The organism is Delftia tsuruhatensis, assembly GCF_903815225.1.
GTDB lineage: Bacteria > Pseudomonadota > Gammaproteobacteria > Burkholderiales > Burkholderiaceae_C > Comamonas > Comamonas tsuruhatensis_A.
In genome coordinates, this window is record NZ_LR813084.1 from 5,064,893 (window position 1) to 5,081,967 (window position 17,075).

The following is a 17,075-nucleotide window of genomic DNA, read 5'->3' on the forward strand; positions in this document are numbered from 1 at the left end:
CCCTCAGCGGATGTCCAGCCGTTCCAGCGCCCTGACCAGATCGGCCAGCGTGCGCACCTCCATCTTGCGCAGGGCCTGGGCCCGGCGCACCTTGACGGTGATCTCGCTGACATCGAGTTCGGCCGCGATCTGCTTGTTGAGCTGGCCGCGCACCACGCCGACGACCACGGCCTGCTCTCCACGCGACAAGGATTCCCAGCGCGCGTGCAAGGCCTGCAGGTCCGCATCGCTGGCACGCCGCTGTCGATCCTGGGCGATGCCCTGCTGTATGGCGTCCAGCAGGTCCTGATCGCGAAAGGGCTTGGTCAGGAACTCGATGGCACCGGTCTTCATGGCTTCCACGCTCATGGGGATGTCTCCATGGCCGGTGATGAAGATGGTGGGCAGCTTCAGCCCCAGCTCCAGCATCTGGCGCCGGAACTCCATGCCGCTTTGGCCCGGCATGCGGATGTCCAGCACCAGGCAGGCAGGCCCCTGCGCCGGCTGCCTGCGCCAGTGCTCCAGGAAGTCCCGCGTGGCGCCGAAGGCCTGCACGCACAGGCCGACGGAGGCCAGCAGGTCTTCGATGGCGGCACGCACCGAGGCATCGTCGTCGATGATGTAGACGAGCGCCTCGCAAGGATCTGTGGCGGTTTCAGCCAAGGCGGCCTCCCGTGGCTGGCACGGCGCCCGGAGCCGGCGCGCAGGCGATGGTGATGTGAAAGACGGCCCCGTTGCCGCCGTCCTCGCGGTCCGTGGCCCAGATGCGGCCGCCATTGGCCTCGGCCATGTGGCGGCAGATGTTCAGGCCCAGGCCCATGCCGTCGGGCTTGGTGGTCCAGAACGCATCGAACAGGTGGGCCCTGGCCAGCGGCGACAGCCCCTCCCCCGCATCGGTCACGGTCAGCACCAGTTGGTGGCCCAGGGTCTGCGTCGCGACGACAATGCGCCGCCGTGCGGCCGGCGTGCCCTGCATGGCCTCCATGGCGTTGAGCAGCAGATTGGCCAGGACCTGCTGGATGTGCACCCGGTCGGCCCAGGCCGGCGGCAGCGACGGCGCCAGCTGCAGGTCCAGGCCGGTGCCGCGCCGGTCCAGTTCGGCGGCCGACAGGCGGGCCATTTCGCGCACGGCCTCGTTGAGATCGAAGGACTGCCGGCTCGGAGCCTCCCCGCGCGCCATGCTGCGAATGCGTGCGATGACATCGCTGGCACGCCGGGCATCGGCCAGGATGCGCTCCAGCGCCTGCCCGGCCTTGGCGATGTTGGGCGGCTCCTGCGCCAGCCAGCGCTGGCAGGCATTGCCGCTGGTCACGATGGCGGCCAGCGGCTGGTTGACCTCATGCGCGATGGAGGCTGTCAACTGGCCCAGGCTGGTGGTCTGGGTGATGCGCATCAGCTGGGTACGCGCCGCGTGGGCCGCGTTCTGGGCCGACACCATCCTCAGGCCCAGGTAGGCGGTGATGGCGATGGCCAGGATGCTGATCACCGTGTTGATCAGGCCCGTGCGGTAGGCGCCCGCGGGCGTCAGCGCGAAGCTGACCAGGGTCAGCACGATGCACAGGGCCGTCACGCCGATGACGGCGCGGGGGCTGAACCAGCGCACCGCCACGAGGATGATCGCGGTGTGGAACACGGCAGCGGCCACGGCATAGTCCGTCAGCGTGTCCAGCACGAAGATCGCCCCCATGGCGGCCGCCATGGCGGCCAGGATCAGGGCCCGGGGCCAGTGGCGCAAGTGACGCGGTGCGGTGGTCATGTCATGTCGTGCAGGGCTGCGATGCGCCCGGTGAAGGCGTATCGATTGTGTCGCAAGATGTCCGCTCTCGCCGGTTGCCGGCATCTGCCGTCAAAGCGCGGGGCGGCGCCCCACGCTCAGCTGCAGCTCCACCGTGGCCTTGGCCAGCTCGGTCTCGGCTTCCAGCGATCCCAGGTAGGCGTCGTCGGCCGAACGCTGCGCGGACAGCAGCTCCAGCAGCGAAGCTTCTCCATGGCGATAGGACAGGCGCAGGGCTTCGAGCACGCGCTGCGCATCGCGCAGCACACCGTCGCGGTAGCGCTGCACGTTCTCGCGTGCAGCCGTCAGGCGAAAGCGCGCGGCGCGCACATCGGCCTCGGCCCGGTTCTGCGCCTGCTGCAGGGCCAGCATGGCCTGGGTCACGGCCGCCTCGGCCTGCACCAGGTCACCCCGGTCCAGGCGCGACAGCGGCAGCGGCACGCTGACCGAGACCGACAGCGTGCGCGAGCGTCCGCCGCCATCGAAAGGATTGCCCTGGGCGTCGGTGCCGCCCGCCGTGGCCGGTACGGCGGCCATGCCGACGGCCAGCGTGGGATTGACCCAGCGGTTGGCCTGGGCCAGGCCCGCGTTGTCGCGCGCATGCTCCAGCGCCGCCTGGGCGATGCGCACCTCGGCGCGCGACTGCAGGGCCTGCGCGACCAGCGCCTCGGCATCCTCGGGCCCCGAGCCTTCGGCCAGATCCATGAAGCCGCATTGCAGGACATCGCTGGCAAAGACCTCGGACAGGCGGCGCCCCAGCGGAACGGACAGGGCCAGCCGCGAGTTCCGGGCTTCGGCGCGCGCCTGCACCACCTCGGCCTGGAAGCGGTCGCGCTCCACGCGCGACTGCAGCCACTCCACGCCACCGATGTCGCCAGCCTTGCGGCGCAGTTCGTTGGCCTGCACCACGTCGCTCAACGCCTTGAGCGTCTGCTGCTTGCGCTCCAGCGCCAGCATGTCGCGGCAGGCCTGGGTGTAATCCTGGGCCGCCTCGGAGAACAGCTGGCTGCGCACGCCTTCGAGGCCGGCCTCGGACAGGCGCAACTGGCTGCGCGCAGACTGGATGCGCGCGGCACGCTTGCCGCCGGTCTCCAGCTCCATGCTGACTTCGTAGTTGCGCGTGGTCGGGCGCGGCTGGCCCGTGCGCACCTGCTCGCGCGAGGCACCCAGCGTCAGGTTCGGGTCGGGCCGTATGCCTGCGATGCCGATGCCGGCACGCGCGGATTCCACGCCCTGTTGTTCCGAACGCAGCTGCGGACTGTGTGTTTCCACGGCGTCGAGGTAGTCGGAGAACCGCAGGCCCGCAGGGGCTCCCACGGTCGTTGTCGCGGCGGTGGATTGCGCAGGCAGGGGCTGGGCCTGGGCCGCAGCGCCAAGGCACATCAGCAGGGCCAGTGCCGGCCTGGAGAGGAAAAGGATCGGTTGCATGGCGACTCGCATCAATGGGGTTGGCTCGGCGCGCCGTTCGCGAGGCCTTCCGAGGCGGGGGCGGGCTCCAGCTCGCCGCTCTCGCCACGCTCCGCGGCGCGGCGCTGCCGGCGCTCGGCCGCGCGCGCGGCGCGTGCCTCGATCACGTAGTAGAGGTTGGGCAGCAGCAGCAGGGTCAGCAAGGTGGCACTGAGCAGGCCGCAGACCACGACGGTGGCCAGCGGCCTTTGCACGTCGCTGCCCAGCCCCGTGGCCAGCATGGCCGGCGTGAGGCCGAAGGCCGCGACGGTGGCCGTCATCAGCACGGGCCGCATGCGGCTGGAGGCACCTTCGAGCACGGCCTCGCGCAGCGCCATTCCTTCCTCGCGGCGCAGCCGGTTGATCTGCGAGACCATGAGCACGCCGGACAGCACGGCCACGCCGAACAATGCGATGAAGCCCACGGCGCTGGAGACGTTGAGCGTCATGCCGCGCAGGTGCAGCCCCGCGAAGCCGCCGATCATGGCCAGCGGCACCACGCCCAGCACCAGCAGCGGCTGGCGCAGGTTGCCGAACTCGCCGAACAGCAGCACCAGCATGATGCCCAGCGTCAGCGGCAGGATCATCAGCAGCCGCGCCTCGGCGCGCTGCAGGTTCTCGAACTGGCCGCCCCACTCGATGTGCAGCTTCTGGCGGTCGTAGTCGAGGTGCTCGTCGATGGCCGCATGCGCGTCCTTGAGGAAGCCCGCCAGGTCGCGGCCACGCACATTGAGCTTGACCAGGATGTGGCGCTCTCCGCCCTCGCGCACGATGACGCTCTGGCCCACCGTGGTGGTGATGCGCGCCACGTCGGCCAGCGGCACCTGGGCGCCATTGGCCGCCGACAGTCGCAGGGCACCGATGGCCTCGGGGCTGCCGCGCGTGTCGGGCGTGAAGCGCACGGCCATGTCGTAGCTGCGCTCGCCCACGTATAGCTGGCCGATGGAGGCACCGCCCACGCCCGTGGAGATGAGCTGCGCCACGTCGGAGGCATTGATGCCGTAGCGCGCGGCCGCCGACCGGTCCAGCGCGATGCGCAGATTGGGCAGTGGCGGCTCGACGTCCACGGCCACGTCGGCGGCGCCGGGCACCTTCTCCAGCACGGCCACCAGTGCATCGGCCACGCGCCGGTCTTCGGCCAGATCCTGGCCGAAGACCTTCACGGTCAGGTCGCTGTGCGCACCCGACAGCTTGTCCTGCACGCCGTCGATCATGGGCTGCATGAAGCCCACGGAGTAGCCGGGCAACTGGTCGAAGCGCGCGGCCATCTTCGCGATCAGCTGCTGCTTGGTCAGGCCCGACTTCCATTCGCCATAGGGATGCAGGCCCACGCTGGCCTCGATGTGCGAGGGCGTCCAGTAGTCCGTGCCGTCATCGTTGCGCCCGGTCTGGGTGACGATGTAGGAGACCTCGGGGAACTCCAGCGCCGCGCCGCGCAGCGCGTCCGCCATCTCGCGCGCCTTGTCCAGCGTGATGCCCGGCGGCATCTGGACCTGCAGCCAGATGGAGCCTTCGTCCAGGTACGGCAGGAAGTCGCGGCCCATGGTGCCGGCCAGCACGCCCAGCGCCAGCAGCGAGGCAAGCACGGCCCCCGCCAGCCAGCGCACATGGCCCACGGCCGCTTCAAGGAAGCGGTCATAGCCCACGCCCAGGCGGTGCAGCACAGGGTTGTGGAAGATCTTGCGCGGCCTGCGGAAAGCCAGCCAGGCCAGGGCCGGCGTGAGCAGCAGGGCCACGGCCAGCGCCCCGACCAGGGCCGCGCCCACGGCACTGGCCATGGGCGAGAACAGCTTGTACTCGATGCGCTCGAAGGCGAACAGCGGCAGGTAGGCGGCAGCGATCACGCACATGCCGAAGAAGATGGGCCGCGCCACCTGCAGCGTGGCGGTGATGGCATCCCTGGGCGTGAGGGGCCGCTGCTCGTCGGCCTCGCGGCGGCGCAGGATGTTCTCGACCACCACCACCGCGCCGTCCACCAGGATGCCGAAGTCGATGGCGCCCAGCGACAGCAGGTTGGCCGGAATCTTCGCGTGGTGCATGAAGATGAAGGCCAGCAGCAGCGCCATGGGAATGGTCAGCGCCACGATCAGCGCCGCGCGCGGGCTGCCCAGGAAGACCAGCAGCACCAGGGTCACCACGATCAGCCCTTCGGCCAGGGTCTTGCCCACGGTGTGGGTGGTGCGCTCGATCAGCGTGGTGCGGTCCAGGTAGGGCACGACCTTCACGTCGGGCGGCAGCAGCTTGCCGTTGAGCTCCTCCACGGCGGCGTGGATGCCCTCCAGCGCCTGGGAGGGATTGGAGCCCTTGAGCAGCAGCACGATGCCCTGGATGGTGTCGGGGTTGCCATCCTTGCCCAGGATGCCGCGCCGCTCCACGTTGCCGTAGGTCAGCCGCCCCAGGTCCTTGACCAGCACGGGCGTGCCGCTGTCGGTGGTCTTGACGACCACGTTGCCCATGTCGTCCAGAGAGCCCAGCAGGCCCACGCCGCGCACCACGTAGGAGACATCGCCCCGGTCGATGACGCTGCCGCCGCCGCTGGCGTTGTTGGCGTTGATGGCCTCGATCACCTGGGACAGCGCCAGCCCGTACTGCAGCAGCCGCGCCGGGTCCAGCTCCAGCATGAACTGCGTGGTCAGGCCGCCGAAGTTGGTCACGTCCACCACGGACTGCGCCTTCTTCAGACGCGGGATCACCACCCATTGCTGCAGTTCGGACAGCTCGCGCAGGCTGCGCACGGGGCTCTCCAGCGTGTAGCGGTAGACCTCGCCCGTGGGCGAGCTGTAGGGATCGAGCCCGGCGCGCGCGCCATAGGGCAGCGTGACTTCGTCGATGCGCTCCTTCAGGCGCTGGCGCGCCCAGTAGCCGTCAACGCCGTCCTCGAAGACCACGGTGATCAGCGACAGCGCGAACAGGCTGCGCGAGCGCAGCACGTGCATGCCGGGCGTGGCCAGCAGGGCGCGCTCCAGCGGGATGGTGATCTGCTGCTCGATCTCCTCGGCCGCCAGGCCCGGCACCTGGGTGACGATCTGCGAGGTCACGTCGGCGATGTCGGGATAGGCCTCCAGCGGCAGCTGCTTCCAGCTGAACACGCCATACAGCGCGGCGAAGAGGAAGACCAGCCACACGACCCCACGGCGTGCGAAGCACAGGTTGACGATGCGCTCGATCATTGCAGCAGCACTCCCCCGTTGACCACCACGCGCTCACCGGCCGAAAGGCCCGAGAGGATTTCCGCCCGGCCCCCCTGCTGCGCGCCGACCTGCACGTCGCGCGGCTCGAAGCGCCACCCGCCCTTGTCCACGAAGACGCGGGTGCTCACCTGCCCCTGCAGCAGGGCCGCGGCAGGCACCATCACGGCCTGGCGCGCCGGTGCATCGAAGCCGACGCGCGCGAACATGCCGGGGCGCAGCCGGCCCTCGGGGTTGTCCACGGCCACCCGGACCTTGACACTGCGCGTGGCGGTATCCACCAGCTCGCCCACGTACTGCACACGGCCTTCGAGCTGCAGGTCGGGATAGGCGGCCAGCGCGATATGGGCCTGCTGGCCCACATCCACATGGGCCAGGTCACGCTCGCTCACGCTGGCGCTGAGCCAGACCTTGCGCAGGTCGGCCACGGTCATCACCGAGGCGTTCACATCATTCCAGTAGCCGCCCTGCGAGCCCGCCATCTCGACCACGCGGCCGCTGATGGGCGACTTGACCACATAGCTGCCGCGAGAGCCCTCCTGCACGGCAGCGCCGAGCTGGGCCAGGTGGTCGGAGGCGGCGCGCGCGTCGGCACCCGCGGCGGCCAGCGCCTGCTGCGCGGCCTCGTAGTCCTTGCGGGCCGCGATCTCGGCATCGAACAGCAACTTCTGGCGGTCGAATTCCTGGCGCGCGTGCAGCAGCGCGGCCTGGGCCTTGGCGTGCTCGGCGCGCACGCCGGAAATCTCGGAGGAATCCATGGTGATCAGCGCGTCGCCGGCGCGCACGGCATCGCCCAGCTGGCGGTGCAGGCGTACCAGGCGCCCGGCCACGGGAGGGGTGATGCGCACCAGCTTCTCGGGCTCGGCCTCGATGGTGGCCGGCGCGGACAACCGGGTCTGCAGCGGCTGCAGTGCGATCTCGGCGACCTGCAGCCGCTCGCGCAGCGGCGAGCCTTCGGGCACCACGATCAGATTGCCGTCGCGGCGCACGGGAGCCGGCTGGGGCGCATGGGTGGACGGCGCGGAAGGGGTCGCCGATGCATCGGCCTTGGACTCGGTGGAGCCGTTGCAGGCCGCCATGGCCACGCTGATCAGCAGTCCGCCGAATGGCCATGCGGCCAGCATCAAGGACCGGCGCGGGCGACGGCCGGAAGGCAGAGTTGGATTCATCCTGGGGTCTCCGGGGGCCCATGGCGCGCGGAGACCTTTCGCCCGTTCAGGCGATCACAGGCCTCCGCCCGGGGCCGGGCAGATCAGCAAAAAGAAGAGGGGAAAGGCGGCGCCAACAGCGCCTGGCGGGATCGGGATCGGGATCGGGATCGGGGTCCATGGGAGCACTCCTTTGCGTGTCGATGGCGGAGTCCCCGCGCTGGACGGGAGCCCTGATTGGTGCAGTGCAATATGTGACCGGGATTATCAAAGGCGCCACGGGCCCCGGCCAGCCTTTGTTGGGAAGGCTGGCCTGGCGATTGGTGGACTCCGCCTATACCTTGGTATAGGTTTTGCTGCGGATCCGCGCGTGGTCCGCAAACAAAAAGCCGCCAGCGCAGGGCTGGCGGCTTGTCCAAGGCTTGTCACCCGTCGCGGGACCTCAATCCACCTTCAGCCCTATGGCCTTGACCAGCTCGCCGAAGCGCTCGCGCTCGGTCGCGTGGTGGTCGACGAAGGCCTTGCGGGTCATGGGTGCGGGCGTTGCGCCCAGCGTGAGGATGACATCGTTGACGTTCTTTTGCTCCAGCGCCTTGGCCACGGCCGTGCGCACGGCCTCGATCACCGATTCGGGCGTGCCCGTGGGCGCGTAGATGCCGAACAGCGTGTCCGCATCAAAGCCGGGCAGGCCGCTTTCGGCCAGCGTGGGCACGTTGGGATACTGCGGCGAGCGCTGCGGGCTGCCGATGGCCAGCAGGCGCAGCTTGCCAGCCTCCACCTGCTTGAGGCCCGGCCCCGGGTCGAACCAGAACTGCAGCTGCCCGCTGAGCACGTCGCTGAGCGCGGGGCCCGCGCCCTTGTAGGGGGCGTGCACGGCATCGACACCGGCCATGCGCTTGAACATCTCACCGGCCAGGTGTGGCGAGCTGCCCTGGCCCGGCGAGCCATAGGACAGCTTGCCGGGGTTGGCCTTCAGGTGCTTGATGAACTCGCCCACATTGGTGGCCGGCACGCTGGGGTTGGTCTCCAGGAACACGTGCACGCGCGCCACGGCCGCCACGGGCGTCAGGTCCTTTTCGGGATTGAAGGCCAGCTTGCTGTAGATCATCGGGTTGATGGTGATGGCCCCGCCCGAGCTCAGCAGCAGCGTGTAGCCGTCCTTGGGCGCGCGCACGGTCTCGCTGATGCCGATGTTGCCGCCCGCGCCGGGCTTGTTGTCCACCACCACCGACTGGCCCAGCACCTGCGACATGGTGGGCGTGATGGCGCGCGCCAGCACGTCGGCCGCGCCGCCGGGCGCGAAGTTCACGACCAGGCGCACGGGGCGCTCCGGCCACTTGGACTGGGCCATGACAGGCGTGCAGGCGAGCACACCGGCCAGGGCCAGCGAGCCCAGCAGGCCCCGGCGCTGGATGGTCTTGTCGAACATGTTCTTGTCTCCTCGTCTTGATGGAAAAAAAGCGTGGCTTCAGGCGACTTCGACCTCGACCACGATGGGCTTGGGATGGGCCAGCGCGCGGGCCAGCACGTCGGCCAGCTGGCCCGCATCCTCGACATGCACGCCGTCGCAGCCCTGGCCACGCGCCAGCGCCACGAAGTCGATGTCGGGCAGCTCCGTGCCTTCGACCTTCTCGCCCGCGCGGTAGCCGAAGACATGGGCGAAGTCCTGCAGCGCCGCGTAGCGGCGGTTCTTGAGGATCACGAAGGTGATGGGCAGGCGCAGCTGGGCCGCGCTCCACAGGGCCTGGATGGCGTACATGGCCGAGCCGTCGCCGATGACGGCCACGACCTTGGCCTCGGGCCGGGCCAGCGCCACGCCCACGGCGGCCGGCATGCTGTGGCCCAGGCCGCCGCTGCACATGGTGTAGAAGGTGCCCGAATGGAAGATGGGCAGGTGGGCCTGGATGGTGGGGCGCGAGCTGGGCGCCTCCTCCACGACGATGCTGTGGCGGTCGCGCACCTGGGCCAGCGTGTGCATGGCAAAGGCCACGGACATGCGCTCGCCTGCGGCGGGTGCGGCCGGAACGGGCACCGCGGGCTTGCGTGCCGGTGCCGCGCGCCGCGCCAGGGCCGGGCGCTGCAGCAGTTCCTGCACACCCATGCGGATGTTGCCCACGGCGGCCGTGCCCACGGGCGCCCAGGCGGCGATGGCAGGGTCCTCGATCAGCTGGTACAGCGCCGTGCCTTCGGGGATGTGCGGACCCTCGCCCTCCACGTGGTAGGTGAAGGCCGCCGCGCCCACGGCGAAGACCACGTCGTGGCCCGACAGCAGTTGCACGATGCGCTCGCGCATGGCCGGCAGGAAGCCGGCGAACAGCGGATGGTCCTCGGGAAAGCTGCAGCGCCCGCTCATGGGCGCCACGAAGACGCGCGCCTGGTGGCGTTCGGCCAGGGCCACCACGGCGTCCCAGGCCTGGCCGCGGTCCACGGCCGCCCCCACGACCAGGGCCGGGGCGCGGGCGCCGTCCAGGGCCTCGCCGATCAGGGCCAGGGTGCGCGGATCGGGCCGGGTCTCGAAGCCCACATGGCGCAGCGTGACGGGATCGGCGGGCCTGTCCCAGTCATCGGCGGGAATCGATACCAGCACCGGGCCGCGCGGCTCCTGCATGGCGATGTAGTAGGCGCGCGCCAGCGCCTGCGGCACGTCCTCGGCACGCGCGGGCTCGCAGCTCCACTTCACGTAGGGCTTGGGCAGCTCGGCCGCCTGGCTGGAGTGCAGGAAGGGGTCGAACTGCAGCAGCGAGCGCGCCTGCTGGCCCGCCGTGATCACCATGGGCGTGCGGTTCTTGAAGGCCGTGAAGATGTTGGCCATGGCATGGCCCACGCCGGCGGCCGAGTGCAGGTTCACGAAGCTGGCATTGCGCGTGGCCTGGGCGTGGCCGTCGGCCATGCCCACGACCACGGTCTCCTGCAGGCCCAGCACGTACGAGAAGTCCTCGGGATAGTCGCGGAACAGAGGCAGCTCGGTGGAGCCGGGATTGCCGAAGATGCGCGTCATGCCCAGCTGGCGCAGCATGTCGATCACGGCGTGGCGCACGGTGTGGGCGGCGGGTTGCGCGGCGGCGGCCAGGGACTTGGAGGCCTCTTCGGGCCGGGTGGTGGTGGGGGCTTGCAAGAGCGGTCTCCTGAAAAAGGCGGCAGGGGCGGCCGGGCAAGGGCCGCACAGTCTGGCGCCCATGGTGCAAGCCTTCATAATTTCCAGCAATCTAATAAATCATCTAAGAGATATTCATCCTATGGATATCAAGCATCTGGACCTCAATCTGCTGCGCGTCTTCGACGCCGTGTACCGCCACCGCAGCGTCAGCCGGGCGGCCGACGAGCTGGGTCTGTCCCAGCCCGCGGCCAGCCAGGCCGTGACGCGGCTGCGCCTGCTGCTGGGCAATCCGCTGTTCGAGCGCGTGCATGCCGGCGTGCGGCCCACGCCGCGTGCCGAGCGGCTCGCGATGGCCGTACGCCAGGCACTGGAGACGCTGGAAGTCGCCATGTCCGAGGCCCAGAGCTTCGAGCCGCTGCAGGCACGCCAGCGCTTTCGCATCCACCTGAGCGACATCGGCGAGGCGCGCTTTCTGCCACCGCTGATGCAGGCCCTGCACCAGCGCGCCCCCCATGTGCAGCTGGAGACCCTGCCCATGCCCATGGACGAGATCGCCGACGCGCTGGACCGGGGCGCGCTGGACATCGCCATTGGCTTTCTGCCGGGCAATACGCGCACCCGGCAGGCCGTGCTGCTGTCCGACCACTATGCCGTGCTGCTGCGCGAGGGCCATCCCGTGCTGGACGGCTTGCCGGACGGGGCACCGCTGGCGCTCGATACCTTGCGCCGGCTCGACTACGTGGCCGTGCGCTCGCATGGCGAGACACTGCGCATCCTCCAGGCCCTGCAACTGCAAGAGCGCATCCGCCTGTCGGCCGCCCACTTCATGGCCGTGCCTTCCATCGTCGTCAAGACCGACCTGGCCGTGGTCATGCCCGCCGAGATCGCCCAGGGCTTCGTCGGACGCGGCCACACCGTGCGCGACGCCGACCTGCCCCGGCACCGCTTCGACGTCTCGCTGCACTGGAGCTGGCGCTTCGAGCAGGAACCGGCCAAGCGCTGGCTGCGCGAGCTGGTCTGCGAGCTGTTCCAGCAGCCGCGCCATCGCACGGGCGGCTGAGCAAGATCCTCAGTCGGCGCGCAGCCTGAGCGCGCGCGTCACGGCAGCGTAGCGCTCGATATCGGCGGCGATCAGGGCCTGGAATTGCCGGGGTGTCTGCTGCGCCAGGGTGTAGCCCTGGTCACGCAGGCCCGCCTCCACTGCCGGCTCGCGCAGGGCCTGCGCCAGCGTCTCGTGCAAGGCCTGCACCACGGCCTGGGGCGTGCCGGCCGGCGCCAGCAGGCCATGCCACTGCTCCACGGCAAAACCCGGCAGGCCGCGCTCGGCCACCGTGGGCACGCCGGCCAGCTGCGGCAGGCGCTGCGCCGAGGTCACGGCCAGCGCGCGGACCCGGCCCGCAGCGATCATGGCCGAGGCACTGCTGGCCGTGACCATGCCCGCCGGCACCTGGCCCGCCGCAACGGCCGTGATCGCAGGGCCGCAGCCCTTGTAAGGCACCTGCTGGACGAAGCGCCCGGCCTGCCGGGCCAGCATTTCGCCGGCCAGATGCTGGGGCGTGCCGTTGCCGCAGGAGGCGAAGGCCAGCGGCCGCTCCCGCGAGGCCTGCTCCAGCGCTTCCTCCAGGCTGTGCAGCGGCCCATCGGCCGGCACGACCAGCACGGAGGCGATGTAGCCCGCATTGAACACCGCCGTGAAATCCTTGCGCGGGTCGAAGTCCAGGCGCTCGTAGACACCGGGGTTGATGGCGAACGAGCTGTTGGCCATGAGCAGCGTGCTGCCGTCGGGCGTGGCCTGGGCCACGGCATGGGCGCCGATGTTGCCGCTGGCACCGGGCCGGTTCTCCACCACCACGCTCTGGCCCAGACGCTGCTGCAGCTGCTCGCCCAGGCGCCGCGCCAGCAGGTCGGTGCCGCCGCCCGGCGGAAAGGTCACGACGATGGTGATGGGCCGCTCGAAGCGGCCTGCCGCCTTGCCCGGCGCGGCCAGCCACAGCCCCGATGCCGCAGCCGCCAGCGCGCAGGCCGCCAGCGTCCACAGTCCCCGCCGCTTCAGGGTACGGCCTTCATAAAACATGGCAACTGCTCCTCCGAGACAAGTGCAAAAAACCGGCGCGACCCAAGCGAGAGACACCGAGGAAGGGCCTGGGCCGGCCGCGCCGCCCCGCACCGAGGGTGTCGCCGGTTGCCCGGACGCCCCCCTCCCGCGCAGCGAGAGAGGGCGCCGTGCATACGGGGGAAGCCGCGCAGCGGCTCAGGGGGAGCTTCATTTCAAGCGTCGAGGCCGATATCCAGGACGCGCGCGCTGTGCGTGATCCAGCCCACGGCGATCTGGTCCACCCCGGTCTCCGCCACGGCGCGCGCGGTCTCGGGCGTGATGCGGCCCGAAGCCTCGGTCACGGCGCGGCCGCGCGCCATGGCGACCGCCGTGCGCAGCGTGTCCAGGTCCATGTTGTCCAGCAGCACGACCTCGACCCCCAGGGACAGCGCGACCTCGAGCTGCGCCAGCGTATCCACCTCCAGCTGGATCTGCACCATGTGGCCCACGCCGGCACGCGCCCGGGCCAGCGCCTCGGCCACGCCTCCTGCCAGCGCGATGTGGTTGTCCTTGATCAGCACGGCATCGTCCAGGCCGAACCGGTGGTTGCTGCCACCGCCCACGCGCACTGCGTACTTTTGCAGTGCGCGCAGCCCGGGCATGGTCTTGCGCGTGCAGGTCACGCGCGCGCCGGTGTCGGCGATGGCGCGGGCGATGGACGCCGTGGCCGTGGCCACGCCACTCAGATGGCACAGGTAGTTGAGCGCCACGCGCTCGGCCGTGAGGATGGCACGCGCACTGCCGTGGATGCGCGCGATCTCCTGGCCTGGCGCCAGCTCGCTTCCATCGCGCAACAGCACCTCGAAGCGCGATTGCGCGTCCAGCGCGCGAAAGGCCAGGCGCGCCATGTCCAGCCCCGCGAGCACACCGTCCTGGCGTGCCACCAGGCGCAGTTCTGCCTGGGCGTCGGCAGGGACGATGGCATCGGTGGTCAGGTCGCCCGCGCGGCCCAGGTCTTCCAGCAGGGCCGAACGCACCAGGGGCTCCAGCATCAGGTCGGGCAGTGGCGGCACAGGCAATCGGGCGCTGATGGTGCGCATGGAATTAATGCTCATTTTGAGTATATATCGTGCAAAAAAATTTGGATGCCTGCGCAATCGCGGACACGGCATTTATGCTAAATACGAGCATAACCCCTGTCAAGCCATTGTCACAATCGGGCGGGCGCGGCCAACTGGCCGCCACAGACGTTTCAGTCGCTGCGGGCCAGGGGCAGCTTGCTGCCGGAGATGGCGCGCTCCAGCAGCACATCGCTGCGGAAGCGGAACAGCTTGGCGGGCCGGCCCGCCGCGCCCGCCGTGAGCTGGCCGGTCTCCTCCACCAGGTCCTGCTGCTCGATCAGGCGCCGGAAGTTCTGCTTGTGCAGGCCTCGGCCGGCCAGGGCTTCCACGGTCTGCTGCAACTGCAGCAGAGTGAATTCGGGCGGCATCAGCTCGAAGACCACGGGCCGGTACTTGATCTTGGCGCGCAGCCGCGCCATGCCGGTGGCCAGGATGCGGCGGTGGTCATGGCGCATGGCCTCGCCCGGCAGCATGGCGGCCGCGCCGTGCACGCGGTGCGCGGCCTCCTGCACCAGCCCGGCTTCGTAGAGCAGTTCGTAGCGCTGCAGCACCATGTCCTCGTTCCAGGAACCGCCGTCCAGCCCGAAGGCGATGTCCGCGCGCTGGCGGCGCAGCGCGCGTTGGGCGCCACGGGCCTCGGCCATCCAGGCATGCAGGCGCGGTGCGATCTGGGCACGCAGCAGCGCGGGCTCGCCGCTGCGCCAGTCCTCCCAGGGAAAGTAGCGGTACCAGTCCTGCCACACGGCCTGCCCCGCGCTGCGGTCGGCGGATTCGCGCGTCAGCCCCAGGTAGCTGACCGAGATCACGCGCGCGCCGCTGGCGTCCGTGCGGTCGCTGTCGGCGAAGGTGTAGAGCTGCTCCATGTAGCCCAGTGGATGGTGGGTCTGCGCCTCCACCCAGTCGCGCAGGCCCGCCTGCAGGGAACGATGGCCGACACTGAAAGGCCCGGCTGGCAGCAATTGTCCGTCCGCCGTGGTCAGCACGCGGGGCGTGCCCTGGGTCACGGCCGCCAGCACGGCGACGAGTTCGGCATGGATGGGAGACGCTGCGGGGCTGGTGGGCTGGGGCACGAAGAGGGCAGGTGTTCTGTGGACGGGAAGCGTGATTATGGTGGGTGGCTGGCGGACGCGGCCGGCCCGTTCAATCCGCTGCGCGCATGGCCGTCATCACGCGACGCAGCCGGGCGCCATCCCAGACCAGGTAGTCCAGGAACACGGGGCGCCCGAAGCCCTGGGAGCGGCGCACGATCAGCAGCCGGCTGTCACGCCGGTGCTCGACCCCGCCGTTGGTCACATAGTCGCCCTGAAGCACCTCGCCCGTGCGGCGGTCGATGAGCCGGTACTCCAGGCAGCCGGTGCCGCAGCTGATCTTGAACACCGTGAGCCGGTCCGCGAAGTCGGGTTCGCCAGGATCGGCGCTCATCTCCAGGTACTGGCGCATCTTCCAGTTGAGGCCGGTGTCGGGTATCCGGGTGGGTACGGGCTGCGGCAGCGGGCTCAGGGGGATGCCATAGGACTCGAAAGTCATGGGCGGCGCGCAGCCTGCGGTGAGGATGGCCAGGGAAGCTGTGGCCGCCATGCGCCCCAGCCGCGTCAAACTGTCATGCATCTTGGCCCGGTTCCCCCCTGTCTTGGTCCATCGGCGCCCTGGCTTGCACGCAGGGCCGAAAGCCGCCATTTTCCGCCCAAGCGCGGCGGCAGGACGACGACAGGCCTCGGTGGAGCATCGAAAATCCATTCCGGCGCGGTCCGATCGCAGGCCCGGCGTCCCGGGCCGCCGGCACCCGGCTGCTCAGGCCAGCGCGGCCTTGAGGCTCTTCCTGTCCACCTTCCCCACGGAATTTTCCGGAAGCGCATCGACGTAGTAGTAGGCGACGGGCGCATGGACCCGCGAAAGTTCGCCCAGCACTGCGGCGGTCAGGTGCTGCTGCGTCAACGCGCGTCCCGGCCCGTCGGCGGTTCTCACGACAAAGGCGCAGGGAACCTCGCCCAGGTCGGCATCGGGCCGGCCCACGACACAGCAGGCACGCACGCCCGGCACCTTCGCGAGCACGCCTTCGATGAGGTGGGGCGACAGGTTCTCGCCGCCGCGGATGATCACGTCCTTGATGCGCCCGGTGATGTACAGATACCCCTGGGCATCGAAGCGCCCCAGGTCTCCGGTGCGCAGCACCGGCCCGGGACCGGCGGGCCTGCCTGCGGCCCCCTCCTCCAGATAGCCCAGCATGAGGCTGGGACCACCGATGCAGATTTCTCCTTCCTGCCGGGGGTCTTCGATCTCGGCGCCATCCCGGCCGGCAAGAAAGACACGCTGCCCCGGCAGCACGGTGCCCACGGAGCCCACCCTGCGCGCAAGCGGCGGATTCATCGTGGAGGTGCAGGTCGCCTCCGAGAGTCCGTAGGACACGACCAGGGGCACGCCCAGCTTTTCCTCGACCTGCCTGTGCAGCGCCTCCGTGATGGGGGCCGAGCCGCAGCGCGCCATGCGCAAGGCGGCCAGCGCAGCCGGCGGGAACTCGAACGCGAGCATGCGCGAGTACATCGTCGGCACCCCGGTGATCACGGTCGGCCGGTGCTGTGCCATCAGGGCGGGCATGTCCTGCGCCTTGAAGCGCTCTGCCAGCACGACGGCCGCGCCCGCCAGCAAGGGCGCCAGCAACTGGTTGTTGACACCATTGGTGTGGTGCAGCGGCATGGTGTGCAGCAACCTGTCCTGCGGGCCCAGCCCCGTGCGCCCGACGATGCCATCCGCGTTGACGCGCAACCCGAGATGGCTTTGCAGCACGCCCTTGGGCCTGCCGCTGCTTCCGGAGGTGAACAGCAGGTAGGCACAGTCCCCGGGCTGCAATGCATGGGCCCAGTACGGCTGCGCCTCCGCGGAAAGACTCTCGAATGCAATGCGCCGCACCTGCGCCACGGCCGCGAGGCCGGGGTCGTCCCGGTGGGTCCGATCATGCAGCAGCCAGGTCATGCCTGTCGCCGCGAAACGCCGCGCGGTCTCCTCGGGGCCGAGGCCGGGCTCCAGCACGCAGGGGCAGGCACCGGCCGCAAGGGTCGCAAGCAGTGCACAGGCCAGGTCCATGGAGCGCGGCACGGCGATGGCCACGCGGTCACCCTCGCGTATTCCGGCGGCCCGCAGGCCGCCCGCCAGCGCCCCCACCCGCGCCGCCAGGGCGCCATAGCTCAGGACAGCCTCCTGCGCCACCAGGGCGGGTCTTGCGGCACGCTCGGCCGATGGCCATCGGCGATGAAAGGCCGAGACCAGGGATTCGAATGCGTCGGTCATGG

General features: G+C 70.1%; 13 protein-coding genes. 1 reads left to right on the forward strand and 12 read right to left on the reverse strand.

Annotated features, from left to right (window positions below; translation table 11 throughout):
• Positions 1–3 precede the first annotated feature (3 nt).
• The 7 genes from L1Z78_RS23090 to mdlC form a co-directional block, all read right to left on the reverse strand.
• Positions 4–642, reverse strand: coding sequence for a response regulator transcription factor (locus tag L1Z78_RS23090; protein ID WP_234638667.1), 639 nt, complete (start codon positions 640–642; stop codon positions 4–6).
• Positions 635–1,735: a sensor histidine kinase gene (locus L1Z78_RS23095; protein WP_234638668.1), complete on the reverse strand. Its 1,101-nt coding sequence runs from the start codon at positions 1,733–1,735 to the stop codon at positions 635–637. The genes L1Z78_RS23090 and L1Z78_RS23095 overlap by 8 nt, the downstream gene beginning before the upstream one ends.
• A gap of 90 nt (positions 1,736–1,825) precedes the next feature.
• Positions 1,826–3,181, reverse strand: coding sequence for a TolC family protein (locus L1Z78_RS23100; protein ID WP_234638669.1), 1,356 nt, complete (start codon positions 3,179–3,181; stop codon positions 1,826–1,828).
• A gap of 11 nt (positions 3,182–3,192) precedes the next feature.
• Positions 3,193–6,369 carry an efflux RND transporter permease subunit gene (locus tag L1Z78_RS23105; protein ID WP_234638670.1) on the reverse strand — a complete coding sequence of 1,059 codons (3,177 nt, stop codon included), beginning with the start codon at positions 6,367–6,369 and terminating at the stop codon, positions 3,193–3,195.
• On the reverse strand, positions 6,366–7,556 hold the full coding sequence (locus L1Z78_RS23110) for an efflux RND transporter periplasmic adaptor subunit (RefSeq protein WP_234638671.1): 1,191 nt from the start codon (positions 7,554–7,556) through the stop codon (positions 6,366–6,368). Before L1Z78_RS23110 ends, L1Z78_RS23105 begins: the two co-directional genes overlap by 4 nt.
• A gap of 421 nt (positions 7,557–7,977) precedes the next feature.
• Complete coding sequence (locus L1Z78_RS23115; RefSeq protein ID WP_234638672.1) at positions 7,978–8,964, reverse strand: Bug family tripartite tricarboxylate transporter substrate binding protein; 987 nt, start codon at positions 8,962–8,964, stop codon at positions 7,978–7,980.
• 39 nt (positions 8,965–9,003) lie between these two features.
• Complete coding sequence (gene mdlC, locus L1Z78_RS23120; RefSeq protein WP_234642249.1) at positions 9,004–10,551, reverse strand: benzoylformate decarboxylase; 1,548 nt, start codon at positions 10,549–10,551, stop codon at positions 9,004–9,006.
• 220 nt (positions 10,552–10,771) lie between these two features.
• Between mdlC and L1Z78_RS23125 the strand changes: the two genes are divergently transcribed.
• Entirely contained in the window at positions 10,772–11,692 is a 921-nt protein-coding gene (locus L1Z78_RS23125) for a LysR family transcriptional regulator (protein ID WP_234638673.1), read from the forward strand.
• 9 nt (positions 11,693–11,701) lie between these two features.
• On the opposite strand, the gene L1Z78_RS23130 is transcribed toward L1Z78_RS23125, so the two are convergent.
• From L1Z78_RS23130 to L1Z78_RS23150, 5 genes are all read right to left on the reverse strand, one after another.
• On the reverse strand, positions 11,702–12,706 hold the full coding sequence (locus L1Z78_RS23130) for a tripartite tricarboxylate transporter substrate binding protein (protein ID WP_234638674.1): 1,005 nt from the start codon (positions 12,704–12,706) through the stop codon (positions 11,702–11,704).
• A 194-nt stretch (positions 12,707–12,900) separates the two neighbouring features.
• Positions 12,901–13,782 (reverse strand): carboxylating nicotinate-nucleotide diphosphorylase, encoded by an 882-nt coding sequence (gene nadC, locus L1Z78_RS23135; protein WP_234638675.1) that lies wholly within the window; start codon positions 13,780–13,782, stop codon positions 12,901–12,903.
• Between the two features lie 137 nt (positions 13,783–13,919).
• On the reverse strand, positions 13,920–14,858 hold the full coding sequence (locus tag L1Z78_RS23140; RefSeq protein WP_234638676.1) for an NUDIX hydrolase: 939 nt from the start codon (positions 14,856–14,858) through the stop codon (positions 13,920–13,922).
• A 70-nt stretch (positions 14,859–14,928) separates the two neighbouring features.
• Positions 14,929–15,396 (reverse strand): hypothetical protein, encoded by a 468-nt coding sequence (locus tag L1Z78_RS23145; RefSeq protein ID WP_234638677.1) that lies wholly within the window; start codon positions 15,394–15,396, stop codon positions 14,929–14,931.
• 183 nt (positions 15,397–15,579) lie between these two features.
• Positions 15,580–17,073 carry a class I adenylate-forming enzyme family protein gene (locus L1Z78_RS23150; protein ID WP_234638678.1) on the reverse strand — a complete coding sequence of 498 codons (1,494 nt, stop codon included), beginning with the start codon at positions 17,071–17,073 and terminating at the stop codon, positions 15,580–15,582.
• Positions 17,074–17,075 lie beyond the last annotated feature (2 nt).